Below are 25465 nucleotides of genomic sequence, written 5' to 3' on the forward strand. Positions count from 1 at the left end.
CCGGTACGACAAACTCGCCGTCCGTTACGAAGCGACAGTGCTGGTCGCAGCCATCAACGAATGGCTGTGACCAGCACTTTCGCAACAGGCCCTAGCCCGCCCCCGGCCCGCCGCCCCGCGCGTACTGCCTGTGCAGACGCCCGGCGGTCCCCCGTGATCGCTGACGGTCGTCCCGGCGCACGACCCCCGGGAGTCCGCGCGCCTCGCGGGCGGCCGCGCACCGGGAGACCCGCGGCTACGGCCGCGACGGAGGGGGAGGCTCGCCGTCACCCACGAGGTGCGGGGGGTTGCCCGCGATCACGGCCGCGCAGGGGAAGGCGGAACCGCGCCCGGCGTACCGCTCCGTGCCCGTGCCCCTGCCCGGCGTACCGCTCCGCCCCCGTGCCCGCGCCCGGCGTACCGCTCCGCCCCCCGTGCCCGCGCCCGGCGTACCGCTCCGTGCCCGTGCCCGCGCCCGGCTCCGTCCCCGCGCCGATGCCCCTACACGGTGCGCGGGCGCCGCGAGGTGCGGCTCGTCACTGCTCCGGACTCCGACGCGGTGCCGGCACGGCCGGGAGCGTGAACCAGACCGCCTTGCCGTGCGCGGTGGGGCGGTGGCCGCAGTCGCTGCTGAGGGCGCGGATCAGGAGCAGTCCGCGGCCGTGTTCCTGCAACGGGTCGACCGGGGTGACGGGCCCCGGGCCGAGCAGGTCGCCGGGAGCGGCGCCGCGCCCGTCGTGGACCTCTATCTGACAGCCGCCGTAGGCCGGGAGCAGTTCGACGACCAGCTCGATCGGGTGGTCGCCGGGGGTGTGTTCGACCGCGTTGGCGACGAGTTCGGCGGTGAGCAGTTCGGCCGTGTCGCGGTCCGCGGCTCGCCGCGTGCCCTCGATCTCGGTGAGGACGGAGCGGACCAGGGCGCGGGCGATCGGCACGGCGGCCGTGGTGTGCGGCAGCTCGACGCGCCAGGTTGCGGGACCGGAGGCTTCGCACACGGCGGGGATCCGTTCGGGCTCGTGGGGGCGTGGGGGCGGAGTGCGGGGGAGCGCGGGGGAGCGCGGGGAGGGGGGCGGGCGGACGACGTCCTGTTTCCACCCTACGGACCCGGAAACCCGGATCCAGAGGCGGGCGACCGCCTTCGGCGGGGACCTGCGTCCACCTCAGGGCGGGACTTCCGGTACCGGGGCATCCCGGTGGTATCGCGTACTTGTGACGACAGTCACAGGAGAGTGATACCCTCCAGGAGGTGATGCCGTACCCGTACGTGCACACAACAGGGAGGTTCTCCCGGATGAGCCCCTTCACCGGCTCCGCGACCCGCACCGAACGCTGGCGGCACCTGCGCCTCACCGTCGACGACGGGGTCGCCACGATCACGCTCGCCCGCCCCGAGAAGCTGAACGCGCTCACCTTCGGCGCCTACGCGGACCTGCGCGACCTGCTCGCCGAGCTCTCCCGCGAGCGGGCCGTCCGCGCGCTCGTCCTCGGCGGCGAGGGCCGCGGCTTCTGCTCGGGCGGCGACGTCGACGAGATCATCGGCGCCACGCTGTCCATGGACACCGCCCAGCTCCTCGACTTCAACAGGATGACCGGGCAGACCGTGCGCGCCCTGCGCGAATGCCCCTTCCCGGTGATCGCCGCCGTCCACGGCGTCGCCGCCGGCGCCGGGGCGGTCCTCGCCCTCGCAGCGGACTTCCGGGTCGCCGACCCCACCGCCCGCTTCTCCTTCCTCTTCACCCGCGTCGGGCTCTCCGGCGGTGACATGGGCGCCGCCTATCTGCTGCCACGGGTCGTCGGGCTCGGGCACGCCACCAGGCTCCTCATGCTGGGCGACCCGGTCGGCGCCGCCGAGGCCGAACGCATCGGTCTCGTCAGCGAGCTCACGGAGGAGGGCGCCGCGGACGACCGCGCCGCCGTCCTCGCCCGCCGGCTCGCCGAGGGCCCCGCCCTCGCCCACGCCCAGACCAAGGCGCTGCTCACCGCCGAGCTCGACATGCCGCTGGCCGCCTCCGTCGAGATGGACGCCGCCACCCAGGCCCTCCTCATGCACGGCGAGGACTACGCCGAGTTCCACGCGGCCTTCACCGAGAAGCGCCCCGCGAAATGGCGGGGGCGGTGACCGTGCCCACCCGGGGTCCGCGCACCGTTCCGCCCCCCGGCACCACGCCGGTTCCCCCTCACCCGGCCCCGGGCTCCGCCTCCATGCCCACCACACCGGTCCCCCCTCACCTGGCCCCGGGCTCCCCCGCCACCTCCGCCTCCACCCCCGGCACCGCGCCGGGCGGCGCTCCTCACGGGGCCCCGGGCTCCCCGGTCACTCCCACCGCCCTCGCCGCCCCCACCACGCCGGTCGCCCCCACCACGCCGGCCCCGGGCTCACCGGCCGGCTCCACCCTCACTCCCACCCCCACCCCCCGTACCGCGCCGGGCGGCACCGGCGCGGTACGGGGCGGCAGCCGGCCGCTGCGGGTCGCCGTCGTCGGCGGCGGACCCGGCGGGCTCTACGCCGCCGCGCTCCTCAAGCGGGACGACCCGGACCGCGAGGTCACCGTCTGGGAGCGGAACGCCCCCACCGACACCTTCGGCTTCGGCGTCGTCCTGTCCGACGAGACCCTCGGCGGCATCGCGGACGCCGACCCCGAGGTCCACGCGGCCCTGCGCCGCGAGCTGGTCCGCTGGGACGACATCCACATCGCCCACCGCGGGCATCTGCTCACCTCCACCGGCCACGGCTTCGCCGCCCTCGGCCGCATGAGGCTCCTGGAGCTGCTGCACGAGCGCTGCGCCGGGCTCGGCGTGCACCTCCGCTTCCGCGCCGAGGCCCCGCCCGCCGCAGCGCTCGCCGCCGGACACGACCTCGTCGTGGCCGCCGACGGCGTGCACAGCCGGACCCGTGAGGCCCACGCCGAGGTCTTCCGGCCCACGGTCACCACGCACCGCTGCCGCTACATCTGGCTCGCCGCCGACTTCGCCCTCGACGCCTTCCGCTTCGACATCGCCGAGACCGAGTACGGCGTGATGCAGCTCCACGCCTACCCCTACTCCGGGACCTCCTCCACGGTCATCGTCGAGATGCGCGAGGAGGTCTGGCGGGCCGCCGGTCTCGACGAGCTCGACGAGGCCGAGTCCGCCGCCCGCTGCGCCAAGCTCTTCGCCGAAGCGCTCCACGGCCGCGTGCTGCGTTCCCGCAACTCCGCCTGGACCGCGTTCCGTACCGTCGTCAACGCCCGCTGGTCCCACGGCAACACCGTCCTCCTCGGCGACGCCGCCCACACCGCGCACTTCTCCATCGGCTCCGGCACCAAGCTCGCCGTCGAGGACGCCGTCGCCCTCGCCGCCGCCGTCGGCCGGCACCCCGACCTCACCGAGGCGCTGGCCGCCTACGAGGCCGAGCGGCGCCCGGTCGTCGAGTCGACCCAGCGGGCCGCCGCCGCGAGCCTGCGCTGGTTCGAGGAGCTCGCCGGCCAGCTCGACCGGCCTCCACGCCAGTTCGCCTTCAACCTGCTCACCCGCAGCCGCCGGGTCACCCACGACAACCTGCGGCTGCGCGACCCCGCCTTCACCGCCTCCGTCGAGGACGAGTTCGGCTGTCCGCCCGGCACCCCGCCCATGTTCACGCCCTTCCGGCTCGGCGGCCTGACCCTGCGCAACCGGGTCGTGGTCTCGCCCATGGACATGTACGTCGCCGAGGACGGGGTCCCGGGCGACTTCCACCTCGTACACCTCGGCGCCCGCGCCCTCGGCGGCGCCGGACTTGTCATGACCGAGATGGTCTGCGTGAGCGAACGGGGCCGGATCACCCCCGGCTGCGCCGGGCTGTGGACCGACGAGCAGGCCGAGGCCTGGGCCCGCGTCACCTCCTTCGCGCACGCGCAGGCCCCGGGCACCGCGATCGGGGTCCAGCTGGGGCACTCCGGCCGCAAGGGCTCCACCCGGCGCATGTGGGAGGGCATGGACGAGCCCCTGCCCGACGGCAACTGGCCGCTCGTGGCCGCCTCCCCGCTCCCGTACCGCCCCGGCGTCAGTCAGACCCCGCACGCCCTCGACCGGTCCGGACTCACCGCGGTCCGCGAGGAGTTCACCGCCGCCGCGCGCCGGGCCGCCCGGGCCGGCTTCGACCTCCTCGAACTCCACTGCGCCCACGGCTATCTGCTCTCCGGCTTCCTCTCCCCGCTCACCAACCTCCGCACCGACGCCTACGGCGGCGACCTCGCCGGCCGGCTGCGCTATCCGCTCGAAGTCTTCGACGCGGTCAGGGAGGTGTGGCCCGCGGACCGCCCCATGACCGTCCGCATCTCCGCCACCGACTGGGCCGAGGGCGGCACGACCGCCGAGGACGCCGTCGGGATCGCCCGGGCCTTCGCGGAGCACGGCGCCGACGCGCTCGACGTCTCCACCGGCCAGGTCGTCCCCGAGGAGCGCCCCGAGTTCGGGCGCTCGTACCAGACCCCGTACGCGGACCGGATCCGCTCGGCACTCGGGATCCCGGTGATCGCGGTGGGCGCGATCTCCTCCTGGGACGACGTGAACTCCCTGCTCCTCGCCGGCCGCGCGGACCTGTGCGCCCTGGCCCGCCCTCACCTCTACGACCCGCACTGGACCCTGCACGCCGCCGCCGAGCAGGGCTACACGGGCCCGGCGGCCCCCTGGCCGCCCCCGTACCGCGCGGGCAGCCGCCGCCCCCCGACGGGCCGCAAGGACCCCTGACGCGGGCACCCCCTCCCGACGGGCCGCAACGACCCCTGACGCCGGCACCGCCCCTCCCCGACGGGCCGCAAGGACCCCTGACGCGGGCAGGGCTCCGGCGCGCCTGCCGGCGTCACGGTGATCGACTTGATAGGCAAGTGACGGCTTGCCTATGGTGGACGGGTGGCGGACGACGACGAACTCTTCAAGGCGCTGGCCGACCCCACCCGCCGGATCGTCCTCGACGAGCTGGCGGAACGGGACGGGCAGTCCCTCTTCGAGATCTGCGCGCGCCTGGCGACCCGGCACGGCCTCGGCCTGTCCCGCCAGGGAGTCAGCCAGCACCTCGCCGTCCTGGAGGCCGCCGGCCTGGTCCGCACCCGGCGCGAGGGCCGCTACAAATTCCACGACCTGGACACCCGGCCGCTGCAGCGCATCGCGACCCGGTGGCTCAGGCCCGAAACCCCGGAGAGCACCCCATGAGGATCAACCTGACCAGCGTCTTCGTCGACGAGCAGGACAAGGCCCTGCGCTTCTACACCGAGGTGCTCGGCTTCGTGAAGAAGACCGAGGTGCCGCTCGGCGGCCACAGCTGGCTGACCGTCGTCTCGCCGGAGGAGCCCGACGGCGTCGAACTGGTCCTGGAGCCCAACCAGCATCCCGCCGCCAAGGCCTACCAGGACGCGCTCGCCGCCGACGGCATCCCGGTGAACTCCTTCGCCGTGGCGGACGTGCACGCCGAGTTCGACCGGCTCCGCGCCCTCGGCGTCCGCTTCACCCAGGACCCCGTGGACATGGGCCCCGTCACCACCGCGATCCTCGACGACACCTGCGGCAACCTGATCCAGATCGCCGAGTACAAGGGCTGACCGGGCTTCGACGGCCGCCTCGGACGGCCCGTCCCCTATACCCGCACGAACCGCCCGCCCAGGGCGTGCAGGCGCTCGTGCAGGGCCAGGAAGACCTCCACCGAGCGGCTGCCCGGCCAGTTCTCCGGGAGGAGTTCGAGCGGCAGGACCGGGTCCGCGTAGGGGAGCCGGCGCCAGGAGTCGAGGGCGAGCAGATAGGCGCGGTAGGCCTCCTCCGGGGTGCCCGGGGCGGCCGCCCAGCTGCGCAGGACCGGCTCGTGCGCGTCCAGGAACTCGTCGTGCAGCTTGGCGATCGACGGCAGGTCCCACCAGCGGGCCACCGCCTCCGCCGTCGGCGCGAACCCGAGGTGGTCGCCGCGGAAGAGGTCCACGTACGCGGCGAGGTCGAGCCGCTCCAGCGTGTGCCGGGTCTCCTCGTGGAGGCGGGCCGGCGCGATCCAGACACCGGGGGCGGCCGAGCCGAAGCCGAGCCGGGCGAGCCGCGAGCGCAGCAGATGGCGCTTGTGCCGCTCGGCCTCGGGCACGGAGAACACGGCGAGCACCCAGCCGTCCGACAGGGCCGGCTCGGTGCGGGCGTAGATGCGGCGGTCGCCGTCCTCCAGCAGCGTCCGCGCGTCGTCCGAGAGCGCGTACCCGGCGGCCCCGTCCGCGGTGCGGCCCGGCAGCAGCAGCCCGCGGCGCTTCAGCCGGGAGACGGAGGAGCGCACCGACGGCGCGTCCACGCCGAGCACGGCGAGGAGCCGGATCAGCTCCGCCACGGGCATCGGCGCGCCGTCGGGCAGCCGCCCGTACGCGCCGTACAGGGAGACGATCAGGGATCGGGGGGTGTGCTGCTCGGCCACGTGATCACTTTAGGGGGCCGGGATCCCGCGCGTCGTCCCGCAGCCGGTAGCGCTGGAGCTTTCCCGTCGCCGTGCGCGGCAGCGCGTCCATGAAGACGATCTCGCGCGGCGACTTGTACGGGGCGAGCCGGGAGCGGACGAAGGTCCGCAGCGCCGCCGCCGTGGCCGAGTCGTGCGGCACCCCCTCCCGCACCACCGTGTACGCCACCACGACCTGGCCGCGCCGCTCGTCGGGCCGGCCGATCACCGCCGTCTCCACGACGTCCGGATGGGCGAGCAGGGCTTCCTCGACCTGCGGTCCGGCGATGTTGTAGCCGGCCGAGATGATCATGTCGTCGGCCCGGGACACGTAGCGGAAGTAGCCGTCCGGGTCGCGGACGTAGGTGTCGCCGGTGATGTTCCAGCCGTCCTTCACGTATTCCGCCTGCCGCGGGTCGGCGAGGTAGCGGCAGCCGACCGGGCCGCGTACGGCGAGCAGGCCCTCCTCGCCGTCCGGCAGCTCCCGCAGGCCGGGCCCCTCCCGGTCCACGATCCGCGCCTCCCAGCCGGGCACCGGCCGCCCGGTGGTGCCCGGGCGTATCTCGCCGTCGGCGGCGGAGATGAAGATGTGCAGCAGCTCGGTGGCGCCGATGCCGTTGATGAGCTTCATCCCGGTCCGCTCCCGCCAGGCCTCCCAGGTCGCCGTCGGCAGGTTCTCGCCCGCGGAGACGCAGCGGCGCAGCGAGTCGAGGTCGTGGTCGTGGCCGGGCTTGTCGAGTTCGTCCAGCATCACGCGGTACGCGGTCGGCGCCGTGAACAGCACCGACACCCGGTGCCGCTCGATCGCGGCGAGCAACTGCTGGGGGCCCGCCTGTTCCAGCAGGACCGCGCACGCCCCGGCCCGCAGGGGGAAGACGACGAGCCCGCCGAGGCCGAAGGTGAAGCCGAGCGGCGGGGAGCCGGCGAAGACGTCGTCCGGCTCCGGCCGCAGGACGTGCGCGGAGAAGGTGTCGGCGGCGGCGAGCACGTCCCGGTGGAAGTGCAGGCACCCCTTGGGGCGTCCGGTGGTCCCGGAGGTGAAGGCGATGAGGGCCACGTCGTCGGCGGCGGTGTCCACCGCCTCGTAGCGCGCGGGCTTGCCGATGGAGAGGCTGAGCAGGTCGTCGGGGCCGTCCCCGCCGTACGGGGTGACGCGCAGGCCCGGCACCTCGGCCGCGAGCAGTTCGTCGACCGCCCGCGCGTCGCACAGGGCGTGGGTGCAGCGGGCCATCTCGCACATGACGGCCAGCTCCCGGGCCCGCTGCTGGGCGAGCACGGTCACGGCGACCGCGCCGGTCTTCATCACGGCGAGCCAGCAGGCCGCGAGCCAGGGCGTCGTCGGGCCGCGGAGCAGCACCCGGTTGCCGGGGCGGATGCCGAGGTCGGCGTCGAGGACGTGGGCGATCCGGTCGACCCGTTCGCGCAGCTGCCCGTACGTCCACACGCCGCCCTCGCCGTCCAGGAAGACCCTCCGCCCGGCGCCGAACCGTTCCACCGTGCGGTCGAGGAGCTCGGCCCCGCAGTTGAGCCGGTCGGGGTAGGCGAGCGAGGGCAGGTCGAAGAGGAGCGTCGGCCACTCTCCGGCGGGCGGCAGGTGGTCGCGGGCGAAGGTGTCCAGATGGGCCGAGGGCGTCAGCTCCACGTCCGTCCCCCTGTTCGGTGGGATGTTCCTGGGTCGCGTGGTGTGCGTGGCTCGCTGGGATCGCGAGGCTCGTGCGGCTTTCGCGGATCGCGTGGCTCGTCGTGATGGGGTCGACCGTCGCCCCACGAGCGTATCGTGATGGTGACGACAGTCAACGGTTCGCGATACAAGCCAGCTCGTCGCCGTCCGGCGGCCGACGGGCGCGCCAGAGAGGGCCCCGATGGCCGCATTCTCGCTCGATCCCGAACAGACCGCCTGGTGTGCGTCGCTGCGCGGCCTCGCCGCCGAGCAGCTTCGCCCCCTCGCCGACAAGGGCGAGCCCGGCCGCGTCAACCGCCCCCTCGTCGCCGCCCTCGGCAGCCACGGCCTGCTCGCCCGCCTCTTCGACTCGGGCGCGCTCGACCTCTGCCTCATGCGCGAGTCCCTCGCCCACGCATGCACCGAGGCCGAGACCGCCCTCGCCCTCCAGGGCCTCGGCGCCCACCCCGTCGCCGCCCACGGCAGCGCCGCCCAGCGGGCCCGCTGGCTCCCCGAGGTCGTGGCCGGCCGCGCCGTCGCCGCCTTCGCCCTCTCCGAGCCGGGCGCCGGCTCCGACGCGGCCGCCCTGGCCCTGGAGGCCGTACCGGACCCGGCCACCGGCGGCTGGCGCCTCCACGGCGAGAAACGCTGGATCTCGAACGCGCCCGAGGCGGACTTCGCGACCGTCTTCGCCCGAACGGGCGACAGCGCGGGCGGCGCCCGCGGCGTCACCGCCTTCCTGGTGCCCGCCGGACGCCCCGGACTGTCCGGCGAGGCCCTCGACATGCTCGCGCCGCACGCCCTCGGCAGCCTCGCCTTCGACGGCGTGCCCGTCGGCCCCGAGGACGTCCTCGGGGCGCCCGGCGAGGGCTTCCGGGTCGCCATGGCAACCCTCAACCTCTTCCGCCCCAGCGTCGGCGCCTTCGCCGTCGGCATGGCCCAGGCCGCCCTCGACGCCACCCTCGCCCACACCGCCGCCCGGCCCGCCTTCGGCGGCGTCCTCGCCGACCTCCAGTCCGTCGCCCACCAGGTGGCCGAGATGGCCACCCGCACCGAGGCGGCCCGGCTCCTCGTCTACGCGGCGGCCGAGGCGTACGACCGGGGCGACGCGGACGTGCCGCGCCGCGCGGCCATGGCGAAGCTGCTCGCGACCGAGACCGCCCAGTACGTCGTCGACACCGCCGTGCAACTGCACGGCGCCCGCGCCCTGCAGCGCGGGCACCTCCTGGAACACCTCTACCGCGAGGTGCGGGCACCCCGGATCTACGAGGGGGCCACCGAGGTCCAGCGCACCATCATCGCCAAGGAGCTCTACCGGGAGGTCCGTCCATGAGCCTGCACCGCCACAACCCCGCCGAGCTCTCCCCGCCCACCGGCTTCAGCCACGCCGTCACCGCCACCGGCACCCGGCTGGTCTTCCTCGCCGGGCAGACCAGCCTCGACCGGGACGGCAAGGTCACCGGCGACACCCTGCCCGAACAGTTCGAGACGGCGCTCGCCAACCTCCTCGCCGCCCTCCGGCACGCCGGCGGCTCGCCCGCCGACCTCGCCCGCGTGACCGTCTACACCACCGACGTCGACGCCTATCGCCGGCAGGCCTCCGAACTCGGCCGCATCTGGCACCGCCTGGCCGGCCGCGACTATCCGGCGATGGCCGTGATCGGGGTCGTGCGCCTGTGGGACGACCCGGCCCTGGTCGAACTGGACGGCTTCGCGGTGCTGGACTGACCGGCGCTCCCCGGACGGGGGAGCGCTTGATCAACTGGTCACGCCCGGGGGCCGGGCTTAGTGTCGAAAGGTGGACTGACCGGCCCCTTCCCGCAGGTGAGGGCACGATGCGTCATGAGCAATCCCAAGCCGACGACCCCGCAGAAGACCGCCGCCCCGAAGTCGGGCGGCGATGGCAAGGGCATCGCCCTCTTCGTGATCGCCTCCTGCCAGCTGATGGTGGTCCTCGACATCACCATCGTGAACATCGCACTGCCGCACATCCAGGAAGCGCTGGACTTCTCCACCACCAGCCTGTCCTGGGTGGTCAACGCCTACACGCTGACCTTCGGCGGCCTGCTGCTCCTCGGCGGCCGCACCGGTGACATCCTCGGCAGGCGCCGGGTGTTCATGTTCGGCGTCCTGCTCTTCGGACTGGCCTCGCTCTTCTGCGGACTGGCCCAGAGCGAGTGGCAACTCCTCGCGGCCCGTGCGCTCCAGGGCGTGGGCGGTGCGATCGCCTCGCCGACCTCCCTCTCCCTGATCACCACGACCTTCGACGAAGGGCCCGAACGCAACCGGGCCTTCGGCGTCTTCGCGGGCGTCTCCGCGGGCGGCGGCGCGATCGGACTGGTGGCGGGCGGGATGCTCGTCGAGTGGCTCGACTGGCGCTGGATCTTCTTCGTGAACGTGCCGATCGCCTTGCTCATCGCCTTCCTCACGCCCCGCCACGTCAAGGAGTCCGAACGGCACCCCGGACACTTCGACCTCGCCGGCGCCCTCTTCTCGACCCTGGGCATGGTCGCCCTCGTGTACGGCTTCATCCGCGCCGCCCAGGAGGGCTGGCGCGATCCCTACACGATCGGCTCGTTCGTCGCGGCGGTCGTCCTCCTCGCGGCGTTCATCCTCAACGAGAGGCGCTCGCAACAGCCCATCACCCCGCTGCACATGTTCGCCGACCGCAACCGCTCCGGCACCTACGCCATCATGCTGTGCCTGGCGGCGGCGATCTTCGGCATGTTCTTCTTCCTCACCCTGTTCGTCCAGCAGGTCCTCGGCTTCAGCCCGCTCGCGACCGGCCTCGCCTTCCTGCCGGTCAGCGGCATCATCGCGGTCGGTGCGGGGCTCACCTCCAACCTGCTGCCGCGCTACGGACCCAAACCCTTCATGGTGGCCGGTTCGCTCCTGGCCGCCGGAGGCCTGTCCTGGCTGACCCTGACCGACATCGACTCCACCTACCTCGGCAGCATCCTCGGACCGATCCTGGTCTTCGGCCTCGGCATGGGCCTGATGTTCGTCTCCCTCACCATCATGGCGCTGTCCAACGTCGAACCAAGAGAGGCCGGAGCCGCCTCCGGACTGCTCAACGCCATGCAGCAGGTGGGCGGTTCGCTGGGCCTGTCGATCCTGGTCACGGTCTTCGGCACCGCCAGCCGCAACGAGGCGGACGTCCAGGTCCCCCTCTTCCTCTCCCAGGCGACCCCCCTGCAGAAGGCCGCGTTCGCCAAGACCGGCGAACTGCCCCCGCCCTGGGGCGACGAGGTGCTCACCTCCGGCGTCTCGGCCGGATTCGTCACGGCCGCGATCTTCGGCGTGGTCGCCTTCTTCATCGCCCTCTTCGTCATCAAGGTCCGCGCCTCGGACATCGAACGCCTCAAGGGCGGGGCGGCGATGATGCCACCGGGGTGAGGGTGGGCCCAGTTACCCATGAGCCGCGCTCGGCACCCTGGGAATCGGACGGGCTCGATGCCGGCGAGCAGCCCCCGGCCGATGGATCCCCCGCGAGGGGGGCCGGGTGCCCGCCAAGTGATCCTCGAGGGAGGTCCTGCCGGAACCGGGGGCCGGCGAACTTTGTGGCGATCCTCGTCATCGGCGCATCGAGGGCGTGCCGGTCGTCCGCCCTTCCGCTGTCAGTGGCCTGTGAGAGCCTGAAACGTCTGTCATTCAAAAGCGGGGGACTGCATGACCATGCGAGTGAAGCGGGCGTTGGCAGCGGGAGCGGCGGGAATCCTTGCCGCCACGGGCGGCGTGGTCACCAACCTCGTCACGGACAGCCCGTCGTGGACGTGGGCTACCGTCTTGGCCTTGTTGGTGACCGCCGGCACGGGGGCTCAGATCTATCTGAACGACGGTGGTGCGTCCCCGGAGTCGCCCGCGGTCACGGCCGCCGGCGCCGGGGCGATCGCCATCGGCGGCTCGGCCCACGGTCCCGTGTCTGCGCGCGGCAACGGGACCGGCGCGCCGGTCGCCCCCACTGGTAGCGGGGTTACGGCCGCCGGCCCCGGCTCGGTGGCCATCGGAGGCGACGCACGAGGCTCCGTGCGCAGCAGCTCCGGCGGCGCTTCATGAGGCGACCCGTCATGGGCGTACGCGCCGAGGGCGATGCGGCGGTGGCGGTCGGCGGTGACGCGCACGGCCCGATCCTGGTGAACTCGCCCCAGCTGATCGTGGTCAACGGTCCGGCTCCGGTCGCGTCCCGCCCGACGCTGTTACCTCCCGACGTGGCGGACTTCACCGGCCGTGAGGACGACGTCGACCGTGCAGTGAGGGCGGCACAAGCGACCCTGTCGTGCTCCGGGAAGATGACGGCGGTCGTCTCCGGACAGCCCGGCATCGGCAAGACCAGTTTCGCTCTGCGTGTCGCCCACCTGATCGAGCAGGACTTCGCCGGCGGTGTCCTCCACGCCGACCTCCGGGGAGTCGATCCGGAACCCGTGCGTCCGGACGAGATCGCCCGGCGCTTTCTGCACGTCCTCGGCGTCCCCGACGGCGACATCCCGGCGGATCCGTACATGCGGCTCGACCTGTTCAGGCACATGACCGCCGGCCGGGGCCTCTTGGTCGTACTGGACAACGCCTCAGATGAAAGGCAGGTCCGGCCGCTGCTGCCCTCCGGTGCCGGCGCCGTCGTCCTCGTCACCAGCAGGAACAGACTGGCGGGACTGGAGTCGACGCACCGGTTCGACCTCGCGGTCTTCCCGACGCGCACGTCGTTCGACTTCCTGGAGCGGGTCACGGGCCGGACGCTGGGAGAGGCGGAGGCCCGGGCGGCGCTCACCGTGGCCGAGCACTGCGGCCACCTTCCCCTCGCCCTGCGGATCGCCGCCCATCGCGTGCAGTCCACGCCGGGGTTCAGGATGGCCGACCTCGCCGTCGAACTGCAGAACGAACACGAGAGGCTGGACGCCCTCGTGGTCGGTGACCTCGCGGTACGCAAGGCGTTCAACCTCTCCTATCGAAGGCTGGGAAAGGCGGTGAGGAACACCTTCAAGAAGCTCGCCCACGTTCCCACCTCGGACTTCGGCCCCGGCATCTGCGGGGTGCTCACGGGCAGCGGAGAAGCCCAGGCACGCAAGGCGCTGCGGAAGCTCGCCGAGGCGAACCTGGTTGAACCTGCCCCGGCGGCTGGCCGGTACCAGGTGCACGACCTGCTGAAGGAGTTCGCCCGCGAGAGAACACGAAAGGGATCACCCGCCGAGTCCGCCGCGGACCTCCGCCGCATGATCCTCTGGCTGCAGAACTCCGCGCTGCGTGCGCAGAACCACATCGTGGGCATCCTGGAGGTGGAGGTTCCCCCCGGTACCGGCGCAGCCCTGAACTCCGTCGAGGCAGCCGTCAGGTGGGTGGAACAAGAGCTCGGCAACGCGGTGGGCGCTCTCGTGACGTCCGAAGCGCTCGGTCGGCCCATGGACACCGCGACGTTCGCGTTGTCCCTCTCCCTTGTCTGCCAGACCGTCGGACGATGGGACGAGTGGGCCACGGTGTGCGCGGCAGGGCTCAGAGCTTCCACGGCTGCCGCAGATCCCGAGCTGCGGGTCACGTTCCTCACGGAGACCGCCAACCTGGCTCGCTATCGGAGGGACTTCGTCACCGCCCTGGCCCACGCCGCGCAGGCGCACGACGAAGCACGCGCGACGAAGTCCCCTGCGCTCATCACGGGTACGGCGAGCCAGATGGGATGCCTGCTGATGGACCTCGGCCGCAGGAGCGAAGCGCTCCCCCTGCTGCACGAGAGCCTCGAGCTGGCCGAGCGGTTCACCATCAAGCACGAGGTCGGCAAGGCCCTCTACAACCTGGGTACGATCCACCGCGATTCCGGTGAACTTCGGACCGCGCTGTCGTACTTCGAGCGTGACCTCTCCGTGTGTCGCGAGATGGCGGACGAGGCGGGCGCGGCCGAGACCATGAACACGATGGCACTCACCTACGCCGAACTGGGGGAGGCTGATACGGCCGAGACCCTGCAGCGTGATGCCCTGGCCACGTTCTCGCGGCTCGGAAACCCCCACAAGATCAGCATGGTGCTCAACGACCTGGCCCTCACCCTGCGCCGCCAGGGGCGGTTCGAGGAGGCTCTGTCGCTCCACACGGAGGACATCGAGTTGTGCCGCTCCACCGGCAACACCTCCGGAGAAGGCGTGGCGCAAGGGAACGCCGCCGAGATCCTGTACCGCGTGGGGCGGACCGCGGAGGCGGTGGAGAAGGCGGCCCTCGCCCGGAAACGCTTCGTCGACCTCGGGGACCGCCAGCGCTTCGCCCAGACGGTGGTGTCCCACATCCCGATTCTCTTCCACGACGGTCCCGACGCCGAGAACGTCATGGTGGTGGAACAGGCCCTCCTGGTCCTGGCCGAGTTCGAGGAGGTGAAGACGATTGCCCTGGCTCATCACGCACTGGCCATGGAGTACTGCGAGAAGTCCTTGTGGGAGGCGGGCCTGTCGCACGCCACGCTCTCGCTCAGCGACGGCGGCAGGGTACTGCCCCCGCTCACCAGGATCGCGACGTGTCTTCTGGCTCTTCAAGCCGCGGCCCACCTGAGTCAGGCGGACGCCGTCGGGCGTTTCGAGCAGCTCCTCAAGACCATCCGTGCCGAGAATCCGGATGTCGCCCTGCCGCTTTCTGTGGAGGACCCGGGCCAAGGCGATCGACATGCCGCGGTGCCCTCCGGCGAGTGATCACCGTCGGCACCGGCTGGGAGGGAAGCCCCATCGCCTTCGGAAGGAGATGGGGCCTCGACTCTGGCGCGCTACGCCTTGCGCTAGATGTCCCGGAAGAGTTTGGGCGGTTCTGTGACCTGCCACGATCCATCTCCCTGAGTGACTGACCCGGGCAGATCGTCTTTCGCCTGTTTCACGGTCGTGCCCGTTGACGCGGCCGAAAGTCCCAGAGGGCTTGCATCGGGCGTGTTCATGGGCCCTCGCCCAGCCGCGCTCTACTCCCGTTGCGTCAGGCCGGGGCCCAGGAACGGACTGGGGGTGCCGTGCCAGAAGACATCCACGCTGTCCCGAGCCCTGGTGGCCGCCACGAACAGCAGCGACCGGGCCCGCTGCATCTCGTGGCGGTATCGCACCGGATCGCTCGTGCGCAGCCGGCTGACCGCCTCGCGCGGCACCAAGCCGTCCGAGACGCCCGCGATGATCATCCGCTGATATTCGAGTCCTTTGAACCGGAACATCGTGCCGATGTGCACGCCGCCGTCGCCCTGGGGTCCGTCGGCACGGATCTCCACCGGCCGGATGCCGTGCGTGCCCAGCGCGTAGCCGATCTCGGCGGCCATCTGGTTCGTCGGTACGCAGATGGCGATCTGCTCGTGCGGAATGGCCAGATCGGGGTCGGCGTCCCAGCCCGCGATGAGGGCCGCGATGCCTTCCCGCTCCGCAGCCCAGTCCGGGTAGGAGTGCCCTGACGGCTGCCGTCCGCTGAGCACGGACCGGTAGCCCGCCAGCGTCTCCTTGTCGCCGTCGAGGTCGTCGTAGTCCGTCTCGCCGAGCACGTCGAGCGCCGAGCGGAGGATCTGGCGCGTCGTACGGTAGCTCAGACTCAGCTTCGACGACCGGCCCCGGATGTTGACGCCCAGGCTGCCGAGCGTCACCTGGTTCTTGTAGATGCGCTGATGGGTGTCGCCGACCAGGAACAGGTCGTCCGCCTCCCGGGGCGCCATCGCGCGCAGCATCTTCCAGTGCGCCGGGCGCAGGTCCTGGGCCTCGTCCACCACGATGTGCCGGTACCGGTAGCGCAGCCAACCGCCCGAGCCGTCCGCGACGTGGATGTTGTCGAGGCCGCCGGCCTCCTCCCGCTGCCGTGCGAGGGAGAGGATCCGCTGTTCGCGGCCCATCTCCAGCCGGGCGGCGCGCTCGGCGACCTGGTCCCAGGTCTGGCGTCCGAGCCGGTCCAGGCGCTGGGTGAAGCGTTCCGCGAGCTGCCAGATCGCGGCGCGCTCGCCCCGCGTGACGTTCCGGCCGCGGCCGGCCCGCCGGGCGCGGAAGTAGTCGGTGCGTGTGGCGACGGCCTGGCCCAGGATCACCTGGGTCCATTCGTCGTGCAGGAACTCGGGGTCCCAGCCTTCCTCGCCCAGCTCGTCGAGCAGCGCCCGCCATTCCCGTACGGCCTGGCTGTCGTCCATCACCTGCTTGCCGCTGCCCGGTTCGGCCTCGCGCACGATGCGCAGCGCCAGCTGGTCGACGTGGCTGACCTCGACCCGGGCCAGCAGCTCCTCGCCGCCCAGTTCCAGCAGCCGGGACCGGAGGTCGGCGGCGAGGTTCTTGTTGTAGGTGGTGAGCAGGACCGGCTTGTCGCGGCCGGGCGGCAGCTGCCGCACCAGATGACGCACCCGGTGCAGGGCGACGATGGTCTTGCCCGTGCCGGGCCCGCCGCCGACCCGGGCCGGACCCGAGTAACGCCGTTCCACGAGCTTGGCCTGGGTGGGGTGGAGGAAGACCTTCCAGCGGCTGAAGTCGCCGCCCTCCAAGGCCTCGCGGAGGGCCTCGTCGGAGGTGGTGACGACCGTGGCCGGGCGCTGCGCCGCGGCCTGGAAGTCGTCGGGGTCGACGGGTTCGGCGACGGCGACGGGCGCGGTCACCTGGTCGAGGACCTCGTCGTACGCCTTGCCGTCGAAGAGGGCGAGCAGGACTTCGCCGGTGAGCTGGGGCGCGTACTCGACGAGGCCGAGGAGCTGGTCCTCGGTGGTGAGCGTCCGGATGACCGGGAGCAGCGGCTCGGCGACGCCGAGCTCGGACAGCTGGGCGTCGGTCCAGGCCGCGAAGAGCTCCTGCGGCTTGGCCGTTTCGGGCGCGGGAGACGCGGGCGCGGTGACGTCGGGTGCGGTCGGCGCCGGGGCGGGCGGGACGGGAAGCCGGCGGAGGAGGCTCTCCTCCACAACCTCCAGGTCGACGTACTCGATACCACCGGTGACCTGGTTGACCTGTGCGGACAGCCGGTCGTAGACGTCCTTGCGGTGCTTGACGGAGACGATCAGCCAGTCGTCCTCGGCGAGCCGGATCAGCAGCGCCCGGTAGTCGTCACTGACGCGCGCCGACCACAGCCGGCTGTCTCCCTTGAGCTGCTGGAGCTTGAGGCCGGTGGTGCGCGGGTTGGTCTTGAACTTGTGCTGGAAGTCGAAGAAGGCGCCCTTGACCGTGCGGGGGAGCTTGAGGATCTCCTTGTCGGCCTTGTCGAGCAGGCGCAGCGTCACGCCCGAGGCGGTCATCGTGTGTGCTCCCCGTCACTGGTGCTGTCGTGGTTCGTGTCCCGGCCCCGTCCGAGCAGCCGGGCGGCCAGTTCGGCGGCGTCCCAGGCCGTCGCCGTACGGGCGTCCCAGCCGGCCGCCGCGAAGGCCTTGTCCCGGTCCGCGGCCTCGTGGTCGGGCTCCGGGCCGTCGTCGCGGGCGGCGAGGACCACGCCGACGCGGGCTGCGGGCCAGGCCAGTTCGGCCTGCCATCCCCGCTCGTCGAGCTCGTAACCGTCCTCGGGCGCCGGCACCCCGGCCTCCGCCAGGGCCAGGGCCAGTTCTGCCAGGCCCGTCTCGTCGGGATCGAGGAGTTCGAGCACCGGGTTCCAGCCCGGGTCCCGGCCGGTCGCCGGAGAGGCGACCTGCTCGGTGGCCGCTGCCGCGGCGACCGCGGCCGCCGGTGTGCCGTCCCGGACGGCGCCGACCTCGACCGCCGCCGCCTCGGCCGCGACCGGTGCCGACTCCTCCCGGGGAATCTCGGTCCGGGCGGACTGCAGCCATCCCTCGCCGCCGGTCACGGTCAGCGCTTCGGTGGCGAAGCCGTCGACGAGGCTCGTGGTGAGCTGGGCGCTGTCGCCGCCTGCGTGGTCCAGGAACTGCAGCACGTTGCTCCAGTACAACCAGGCCCGCCAGCGCCTCCGGTGGGCCCGTGCGTCGGCCATGGCTTCGGCGCTGTCGTCGAGCACGGTCAGACCTGTCCACACCGGCGGGGTGCGCCGGCCGTCCGCGGCCAGGACGAGCCGGCAGCCGGAGGCGTCGGGCCCGTACACGAGCCGGACCGGTCCCGCCGGGCCCGTGACCGTCCCGCCGCCCAGCGCCGACAGCAGGGCCGGCCCGAGGCCGTCCGTCCCGAGGGCGGCGGCGCGGACGCCCGCCGCGCCGATGAGCCCCGCGGCGGCGGCTTCGGCCCGCCGCTGCCAGCGTGGGGCGTCGGGCGTCCGCAGGTAGGCGAGCAGGAGCCGGGCGGGGTTGACCCAGACGGCGTCGGACAGCTCGCCGGGCAGTCCTCCGCCGATGCGGCTGTAGTAGTCGCGTGCCCGGTTCTGCGCGTCCGCCGGGTAGGGCTGCCAGACCGGGTCGGCCGGGCCCGCCGCCGCGTATCCGGTGTCCCGTACGCGCTCGCGCCATTCCTTGACGTCGTCGTACGACAGCTGGAACACCCGCAGTCCCTCGCTGCGCAGACCGGTGCGCTTCGTGGCGTCGTCGGCCAGCCGGTTGTGCTCGGGGGTCGCGTGGTAGGCGAAGCCGTCGAGGTACACCGCGACGCGGGGGCCGGGCGCGTCGAGTCGTTCGAGGAGTATGTCGGGCCGGGTGCCGTCCAGCGCGCGCTGCTGCGAGACCCGCCAGCTCACGGTCGCCCCGTCGTCGCCCGTCAGCCGCAGGTCGAGCGCGTAGGTACCGGCCGACGTGGTGTACGCGTCGGCGGTGGCTCCTGAATCGGCGAGCCTCGCCCACTCCTGGAGCGTCTCGATGAACAGGATCTCCAGATCGCTCTCGGCCTGCCGCTCCAGCGGGATGTGCCGGGTCGTCGCGACGGGCGAGGTCCGCCAGCGCGAACCGTCCTCGCCGAGGAGGTCCTCCAGCATCTGCCGCACCTCGTTGCGGCTGACCTTGTCGTAGTCGGCCGCCGGCACGCGTCGCAGCAGGCACTGGTGGCAGCCGTCGAGACCCTTCTCGCGGCACTCGCAGTCCTCGATGACGTCCCGGGCCTTGAGCAGCACGTCCCGGAAGCCGTCGGCGGACGCGAGCCGGTGCAGATAACCGGTGCCTCCCGGGAGGCGGTCGTAGACCACGAGGAACCGCCGCGGCCAGTCGGAGCCGTCGGCGCCCAGGTGGTCGGGCATCGTCGCCTCGGCGATGTCGATGTGGTCGGGATCGCCGCCGTACTGCGCCGCGATGCCCGCGAACAGCGCCGCGGTGAACGACGCGAGGCGCTCCTTGGCGCGGGCCACGGAGGCGGGCAGCAGGATGCGCACCGCCTCCGTGGTGAGCTCGTGCGCGAGCAGCAGCGGCACGTCCTCCCCCTTGCCCTGCGGCTCGGCCGGTCCGGTCGCCGGGGTTTCCCTGGTCCGGCGGCGCGGACACCACAGCAGGTGGTGGGCGGCGGCCGGGGTGCTCACCGCGCCGGAGTCCGTCAGCGCGTGCTGGGGCACGTCCACGACGGGACGGCCCTCCGCCGTCGCGCCGCCGCAACTGGTGCACACATAGAAGGGGTTGAGCCGCACGTCCGCACCGGCGAGCGGCACGGTGCTGCTGCCCTCCTCCCGGTCGAGACCCAGGTTGAGTGTGCGGATCTTCGCGTGCCGGGTGAAGTCCACGCCGAAGACGGCCGTCTCGTGCCGCCACGACCCGGGGGTGATCCGCTCCGGGTCGACGTCGACCGTCGTGAGCACCGCGTAGTGGCGGCGGTCCCGCTCGTCGCGGTCGTCCCGCACCCTGGCGTCGTCCCGCTTGTCACGGGAGACGACGCGCCGCGGCTGGAGCACGTACTGCACGCAGCCCGCGTCGGCGATCTCCCGCCCTCCGCAGCGGGGACACGGGCTGGTGTCCTTCCTGGCGTCATGCGTGCGGGCGTACCCGCACGCCGGGCAGAGTCGCCACTCGGCCCAGGCACGGCGGTCCGGGGTGCCGACGTCGAGCGCGCGCACCACGTGCCGGTAGCCGTTGACGTAGAAGCTGTTCCCGGGCGCCAGTTCGGTCAGGGCGAGCTTGCGGGAGCGTTCGTAGTCCCGCGTCTCGCTGCGGTACACCCGCTTGGCCGGGTCCCCCGCGGGGCTCTCCGGCCGGGTCTCCTCCTCGTCGTCCGGTGTCTCCGTCCAGTACAGCGTCGCCTCCAGCTGCGTGGTGGTGTCGGTGAGGCTGTAGTTCGGCAGCAGTCCGAGCTCCACCAGGGTGCCGTGGGCGCTCGACTGGCTCAGTTCCCGCAGCAGGTCCCCGGCGCTGCGCCGTTCGGCGAGCAGTTCCCGGCGTTCGCGCTCCTGGACGACGTCCGTGCGGATCAGGTGCTCGGCGGCCTCGTCGATCGCGGCGATTCTGCGCCGGAGTTCCTCGCGCCGTCCGGTCCAGTCCTCTTCCGCCTCCTGCAGCGCCCGGACGATGCCGCCGGTGGCGTACGCCCTGAGCTCGTCCGCCGCGTACGGCGACACGCCACCGTCGGCATCGTCGCCGCCTCCCGGGAACAGGGCGAGGAACTCCTCGACCAGCGTGGCGCCGTGGGTCTGCGCGGCGTCCGCCAGGTCCTGGCACCAGCCCGTGGTGCCGAACAGTGCGGAGGACAACCGGGGCACCGGCGACAGGAGTTCGCCGTCGGACGTCCGCAGCCCGCCGCTCGCCGCGAGATCGAGGAGCCGGGCCGTGTACTGGCGGCGCAGGATCTCCACGGCCGACAGGTAGCAGCCGGGAGGAAGGATCGTCCCCGCGATCATCTCCGACGGCTCGTCCAGGTAGTACAGGTCGCGGGCGCGGCGCCCGCCGAAGGCGACCACCAGCGCGTTGCCCGTACGGCGTCCCGCACGGCCGGCCCGCTGCACGTAGTTGGCGGGGCCCTTGGGCAGGGACCCGAGCAGCACGGCGGACAACTCGCCGATGTCGATGCCGAGTTCCAGCGTGGGCGTGCACGACAGCACGTTCGGGTCGGTGTAGTGCGTGCCCGCCTTGAAGCTGCGCTCGACGCGCTCGCGCTCCGGCCTGGTGAGCATGCCCGTGTGCTCCGCGGTGACCACGCGGAACGTCCCGCCGGTCAGATAGAGCCGGCGGTAGTAGTCGCCGGTGTAGTCCCGCTCGCGGACCGCAGGGCCGAACCCGGAGGTGCTGGAACCGCTGCCGGGCATACCGGGCTGGGGCGGGGTCAGCAGTCCCTTGCACCGGTAGCGCGGGCACGGGTGCCCGTACCAGCGGGTGCGGCGCTCCGGCGCCACGACCTGCTGCCAGCCGCAGTCCTCGCAGCTGACGAACGCCTTGTTGACGACGGCGTCGTCGAGCAGCCGCGCCTCGATGTGCCCGGGCTGCAGTCCGTAGAGCCGTGTCTGCCGGTCCCTGGCGGTGCGCACCGCGAGCACCCGCTCGTCGGCGAGGGCGGGCAGCAGCCGCCGCAGGTACTCGGTGGCACCGGCGGCGTCCAGGCCGAGACAGCGGCGGGTCCAGTCCTGGTACCAGCCCAGCCGGCCGGTGATCGCGTCGAACTCCGACCTGTCCTTCTGTCCGTCCAGCAGGAAGCGCGGCGGCGCGACGCCTTCGGGGAACGCGGGCATGCCTTCGGGCCTGCGGCCGGAGATGAGGTACCGGTTGGTGCCGGCTTCCCTCATCCAGGTGTCGAGCCACCGGTGGTGCACCGCGCCCCGCAGCCGCAGGCGCTCCAGGAGGCCACGGACGTAGGCGAGGTAGCGGTCGGGCGTGGGCAGCCCGCCGGTGACGAGGAGCTGGCCCGGCAGGGACAGGTGGACGTCACGGGCGAGCGCCGTGACGCGCTCGGGCTCCGCGACGACCACTTCGGCCGCGGCGGTGCGCGTGAGCTCCAGGGTGCGGCCCATGCGGCTGCGCAGCCCGAACTCCATGACGGTGGCGAAGGCGAGACGCTCGCCGATCAGCTTCCACGTCCGCGCGTCGCCGGTGCCGCGTCCCGACAGGAGCCGGTCGACGCCGGGCTCGTCGTGCAGGTCGGGCGGCACGACGGCGGCCAGCGCCTCGGGGTCGTCCACCGACTCCAGGACGTGCCCGATCAGGTCGTTGAGCGCGGTCGGCGCGCCCGACTCGTCCAGGTTGTGGGCGAGCAGCGAGCGCAGCGAGAACTTGTACGAGGCGTTCGCGACGTATCCGGCCCGGTGGGCCGCGTCCTGCGTGGAGTCGTTGAAGAGCAGCGTCTTGCGCTCCTCCGGTACGAGCGCGATGTCGCCGCCCGTGAACAGCTGGGTGACGGTCGCCGAGGCGAGCGCCGCCTGCGCGGTGCCGAGGAAGCGGATGCTGTTGTCGGTGTGGCAGGCAGGGCAGCGGTCGTCCTTGGCGGCCCGGTCGGCCGACTTCTTGTCGAGCACGGCCAGCGCGAACCAGGCGTCGATCAGGTCGCCCGCGTCCGACGGCGTCGGCAGCCGGTAGGTGCCCTGCCCGCCGTCGAGCACCACCACCGACAGCGGGTCGACGCCGCCGTCCGACGGCCGCGCACCGGTCAGCGCGTCCAGCGTCTGCTGCCGCTCGCCCTGCGTGGCGGCGATGAAGTAGCGCAGGCGCCGCTTGTCCCGGCCCACGGACGCCCGCCAGATCCGGTCCTGAGCCATGACCAGCCGCTGCGGGTCCGCCTCGGGCGACACCGCGGCCCAGCCGGAACGGCCGCAGTTGCGGCAGTACACCGCGGGCAGATGCACCTCGGCGGGCCGGACGGCGGAGTCGGCCCCGGCCAGCGTCTGCGGCCGTGCGGAGGGTGACGGCCAGCCGTCGGACGACCCGTCGGACTCCTCGTCGGGGACCGGAGCGGCGTGCAGCGCGGCCCGGCGCGCCGCGGTGCGGTCGTCCTCGTACCACCGGAACTCCGGGGCCGCTCCCACACCGCGCAGCACCCGGGTGACGGGCCGGATCCACAGGTGAGCCTCGATGTGCAGCAGCGGCCGGGGCCGGCGTTCGTCGGAGTCCGGGTCGCGCGCCGCCGACAGGAGGGCGACGAACCGCGACAGTGCCTGGAGCACGAGCTGCGGGTTCTCCCGCGCGGTGCGCCCCCACGCGTACCCGAAGCGGGCCAGCCGGTCGCGCAGCCCCCACTCGTCCAGCGGCTCTCCGCCGAGCAGCGACAGGACGCCGTGGGTGAAGTCGTGGCGCTTGAGCAGCCGTCCGATGCGGAAGGCGTCGAGGCCGGCGCGGCCGAGCAGCCGCTGCGCCAGCCCGTCCAGGTCCAGCAGATCGGGCTGGGCCTCCACCCCCGGACCGCCCGAACAGGCGATGACCTCCTGCGGCGTCGGCGGCTCGGGCAGCTCGTAGTCCACGGCACCCGTGAACTCCTCGGCCGTCATCCGCTCCTCGCCGACCACCGCGTCCGCCGGGAAGGGCATCCCGAACACCCGCGACGCCACGTCGAGGATGCCGCCCGCCTCCTTGCCCGCGGAGTCCGCCGGGCCCTCGCCCAGGGTCGCCGACGTCGCCACCGGGCAGATCGACCCGAGCGGCCGGCCCGGCCGTGACGCACCGGTCGCCGCGGCCAGCCGCCGCAGCAGCATCGCCACGTCGGTGCCCTGCGCCCCGTCGTACGTGTGGAACTCGTCCAGCACGACGTATGTCAGGTCGGCTCCCTCCCACAGGGAGCGGTCCTCGCCGCGCTGGAGCAGCAGGTCGAGCATCTTGTAGTTGGTGATCAGCACGTCCGGCGGGGAGGCGCGCATCTCCTCGCGCCGGGTCATCACCCGGCGGAAGTCCGTGTCGGGCCGGTCGCCGATGTACAGACCGGCCGTCACCTGCGCCAGTTCGGGCCGCGCCAGGTAGTCGCCGATGCGGCCGGCCTGGTCGGTGGCGAGCGCGTTCATCGGGTACAGCAGGACGGCCTTGACGCCGCGGTTGCCGCGCGCCCGCTCACGGCGGCAGTGGTCGAGCACCGGGATCAGGAACGACTCCGTCTTGCCGGAGCCCGTCCCGGTGGTCACCAGCGTCGGCCGGGCCGGGCCGTGCAGCGTGGACAGCCGCGCCCATGCCCGGGCCTGGTGCCGGTACGGGGCGAAGCCGGGGAACCCGGCCGTCCACTCCAGCTCCCGCTGCCAGCCGTCGTCGGCCACGTGGAACGGTGTCCGGATCCGGAGGTACGGCCCCCGGAAGATCCCCGTCTCGGGATGCCCGAGGAAGCGCTCCAGGGCACGCCGGGTGCCCTCGTCGGCGAGGGCGTACGTCGTCGTGAGGTACTGCGTCAGACTGCCGCGCAACTGGGCGGCGGCCATGGTGGGCTTCACGACGGTCCCTTTCACCGTGCCAATACCGCTGCCGAGCCTCACGAACAGTACCTCGGTGATCACAGCGCTTCCAGATTCATTGAAGTTTCAGTCATGAAGGCTGAAAAGACGCCATTTCGTGCGGCGGTGACACGGCGGATCCTGGAACGGACCACGGTACGGACGAGGACAGGCGCGGCGAAGAGGACGCAGGCAGAGCCGAGGGGGAGCCGCCATGTCCGGACCGCTGTACGTTCCCGTCCTGCCGGCCAAGCAGCACGCCTGCCAGGCGTACCGGCAGCTGATCCCAGACGTGCAGGCGGCCGTCGTGCCGCTGTGGAACCTTCCGCCCCGCGCGGGCGCACATCCCGACGCACTCGTCGTGGGCGTGCGGGGCGACCTGTGGCGCGTGCGGAAGGCCCATCGCCATCATCCGGCCTGGGTCGACTGCCCGTTCGCCGACGAGGCACAGCAGTCGGCGCTGGCCGAGGCGCTGTCCACGGACGCCGACGTGAGTCCGCTGCGTCCGGTGACGGGTCCCGACCGCTCCGAGGCTCACCAGGCCGCGATGCTGGCGCACGCCCGGTCCACGGGCAACGGACTCGGCATACGCGTCCTGCTGCCCGGCGAGTGGGACGACGTGCCCCTTCATGCCGTCCGCGACCTCATCGCCCGTGTCGACCCCGCTGTGGAGACGGACCTCCTGCTCGACCTGGGCGCCGTCGTCGCCGACCGCACCGACACCGCGAAGGAGACACGGCGCGCGCTCGACGCCCTGCTGCCGCTGTTCCCCTGGCGTACGGCGGCCGTCCTGGGCGGCGCCTTCCCCGACGTCACCGCCCGGCTCCTGGAGCGCGGCAGCGCGGTCGTACCACGCTCGGACTGGCACGTGTGGACGGAAGTGCGGTTCAGTAGAAGGGAGTTCGACTCCATCCTCGCGTACGGCGACTACGGCACCGACGCCACGAGGGGTATCGCCCGCCCGCCCTCCACCGGCAAGGGAGGAGGCCCGCCCTGGAACGCGCTGCGGTACACCACCGACGAGTCGTACGTCCTCGTGAAGGCGCCCACGCGAGGTCCCGGCCGGGCCGCCGCCGTCCGGGCCGCCGCGCGGGACGTCCTCGCCCTGCCGGACTTCCGCGGCCCGGCGGCGAGCAGGGCCGAGACCTGGCTGCGCGACTGCGCGCACGGCCACGGTCCGGAAGGCACCGGGAACGTCGGCGACTGGCTGCGCGTGGGCCATGTCCAGCACATGACCCACGTCGTCCGGAGCCTGCGGCCCTGACCCCGCCGGGGCG

Annotated in this window: 14 protein-coding genes; 9 read left to right on the top strand and 5 right to left on the bottom strand. The window is 72.9% G+C overall.

What is annotated here, in order from left to right; genetic code table 11:
- Positions 1-515: 515 nt before the first annotated feature.
- On the bottom strand, positions 516-983 hold the full coding sequence (locus ACGF1Z_RS30115) for an ATP-binding protein (protein WP_393009350.1): 468 nt from the start codon (positions 981-983) through the stop codon (positions 516-518).
- A 287-nt stretch (positions 984-1270) separates the two neighbouring features.
- Between ACGF1Z_RS30115 and ACGF1Z_RS30120 the strand changes: the two genes are divergently transcribed.
- From ACGF1Z_RS30120 to ACGF1Z_RS30135, 4 genes are all read left to right on the top strand, one after another.
- A complete protein-coding gene (locus tag ACGF1Z_RS30120; RefSeq protein WP_393009188.1) occupies positions 1271-2098 on the top strand; it encodes an enoyl-CoA hydratase family protein in 828 nt (275 codons plus the stop codon).
- An 83-nt stretch (positions 2099-2181) separates the two neighbouring features.
- Positions 2182-4686: a bifunctional salicylyl-CoA 5-hydroxylase/oxidoreductase gene (locus ACGF1Z_RS30125; protein WP_393009189.1), complete on the top strand. Its 2505-nt coding sequence runs from the start codon at positions 2182-2184 to the stop codon at positions 4684-4686.
- A 162-nt stretch (positions 4687-4848) separates the two neighbouring features.
- Positions 4849-5148 (top strand): ArsR/SmtB family transcription factor, encoded by a 300-nt coding sequence (locus ACGF1Z_RS30130; protein ID WP_393009190.1) that lies wholly within the window; start codon positions 4849-4851, stop codon positions 5146-5148.
- Complete coding sequence (locus ACGF1Z_RS30135) at positions 5145-5534, top strand: VOC family protein (protein WP_393009191.1); 390 nt, start codon at positions 5145-5147, stop codon at positions 5532-5534. The genes ACGF1Z_RS30130 and ACGF1Z_RS30135 overlap by 4 nt, the downstream gene beginning before the upstream one ends.
- 35 nt (positions 5535-5569) lie before the next feature.
- Here ACGF1Z_RS30135 and ACGF1Z_RS30140 read toward each other — a convergent pair whose 3' ends face one another.
- Together ACGF1Z_RS30140 and ACGF1Z_RS30145 are read right to left on the bottom strand one after the other, a co-directional pair.
- Positions 5570-6376: a PaaX family transcriptional regulator C-terminal domain-containing protein gene (locus ACGF1Z_RS30140; protein ID WP_393009192.1), complete on the bottom strand. Its 807-nt coding sequence runs from the start codon at positions 6374-6376 to the stop codon at positions 5570-5572.
- A gap of 4 nt (positions 6377-6380) precedes the next feature.
- A complete protein-coding gene (locus ACGF1Z_RS30145; protein WP_393009193.1) occupies positions 6381-8036 on the bottom strand; it encodes an AMP-binding protein in 1656 nt (551 codons plus the stop codon).
- A 220-nt stretch (positions 8037-8256) separates the two neighbouring features.
- Between ACGF1Z_RS30145 and ACGF1Z_RS30150 the strand changes: the two genes are divergently transcribed.
- The 4 genes from ACGF1Z_RS30150 to ACGF1Z_RS30165 all read left to right on the top strand — a co-directional run bounded on the left by ACGF1Z_RS30150 (position 8257) and on the right by ACGF1Z_RS30165 (position 14716).
- A complete protein-coding gene (locus tag ACGF1Z_RS30150) occupies positions 8257-9387 on the top strand; it encodes an acyl-CoA dehydrogenase family protein (protein WP_393009194.1) in 1131 nt (376 codons plus the stop codon).
- The gene (locus ACGF1Z_RS30155; protein ID WP_393009195.1) at positions 9384-9782 is read left to right on the top strand and encodes a RidA family protein; all 399 of its coding nucleotides are present in this window, start codon (positions 9384-9386) and stop codon (positions 9780-9782) included. Before ACGF1Z_RS30150 ends, ACGF1Z_RS30155 begins: the two co-directional genes overlap by 4 nt.
- Positions 9783-9896: 114 nt before the next feature.
- Entirely contained in the window at positions 9897-11450 is a 1554-nt protein-coding gene (locus ACGF1Z_RS30160) for an MFS transporter (RefSeq protein ID WP_393009196.1), read from the top strand.
- A gap of 671 nt (positions 11451-12121) precedes the next feature.
- On the top strand, positions 12122-14716 hold the full coding sequence (locus tag ACGF1Z_RS30165; RefSeq protein WP_393009197.1) for an ATP-binding protein: 2595 nt from the start codon (positions 12122-12124) through the stop codon (positions 14714-14716).
- 257 nt (positions 14717-14973) lie between these two features.
- Here ACGF1Z_RS30165 and ACGF1Z_RS30170 read toward each other — a convergent pair whose 3' ends face one another.
- Positions 14974-17247, bottom strand: coding sequence for a UvrD-helicase domain-containing protein (locus tag ACGF1Z_RS30170; RefSeq protein ID WP_393009198.1), 2274 nt, complete (start codon positions 17245-17247; stop codon positions 14974-14976).
- Complete coding sequence (locus tag ACGF1Z_RS30175) at positions 17244-24188, bottom strand: DEAD/DEAH box helicase (protein WP_393009199.1); 6945 nt, start codon at positions 24186-24188, stop codon at positions 17244-17246. Before ACGF1Z_RS30175 ends, ACGF1Z_RS30170 begins: the two co-directional genes overlap by 4 nt.
- A 214-nt stretch (positions 24189-24402) precedes the next feature.
- On the opposite strand from ACGF1Z_RS30175, the gene ACGF1Z_RS30180 reads away from it, so the two are divergent.
- The gene (locus tag ACGF1Z_RS30180) at positions 24403-25452 is read left to right on the top strand and encodes a hypothetical protein (RefSeq protein WP_393009200.1); all 1050 of its coding nucleotides are present in this window, start codon (positions 24403-24405) and stop codon (positions 25450-25452) included.
- The last annotated feature ends 13 nt before the right edge of the window (positions 25453-25465 follow it).

This window comes from Streptomyces sp. NPDC048018 (genome assembly GCF_043202995.1).
Taxonomy (GTDB): Bacteria; Actinomycetota; Actinomycetes; order Streptomycetales; family Streptomycetaceae; genus Streptomyces.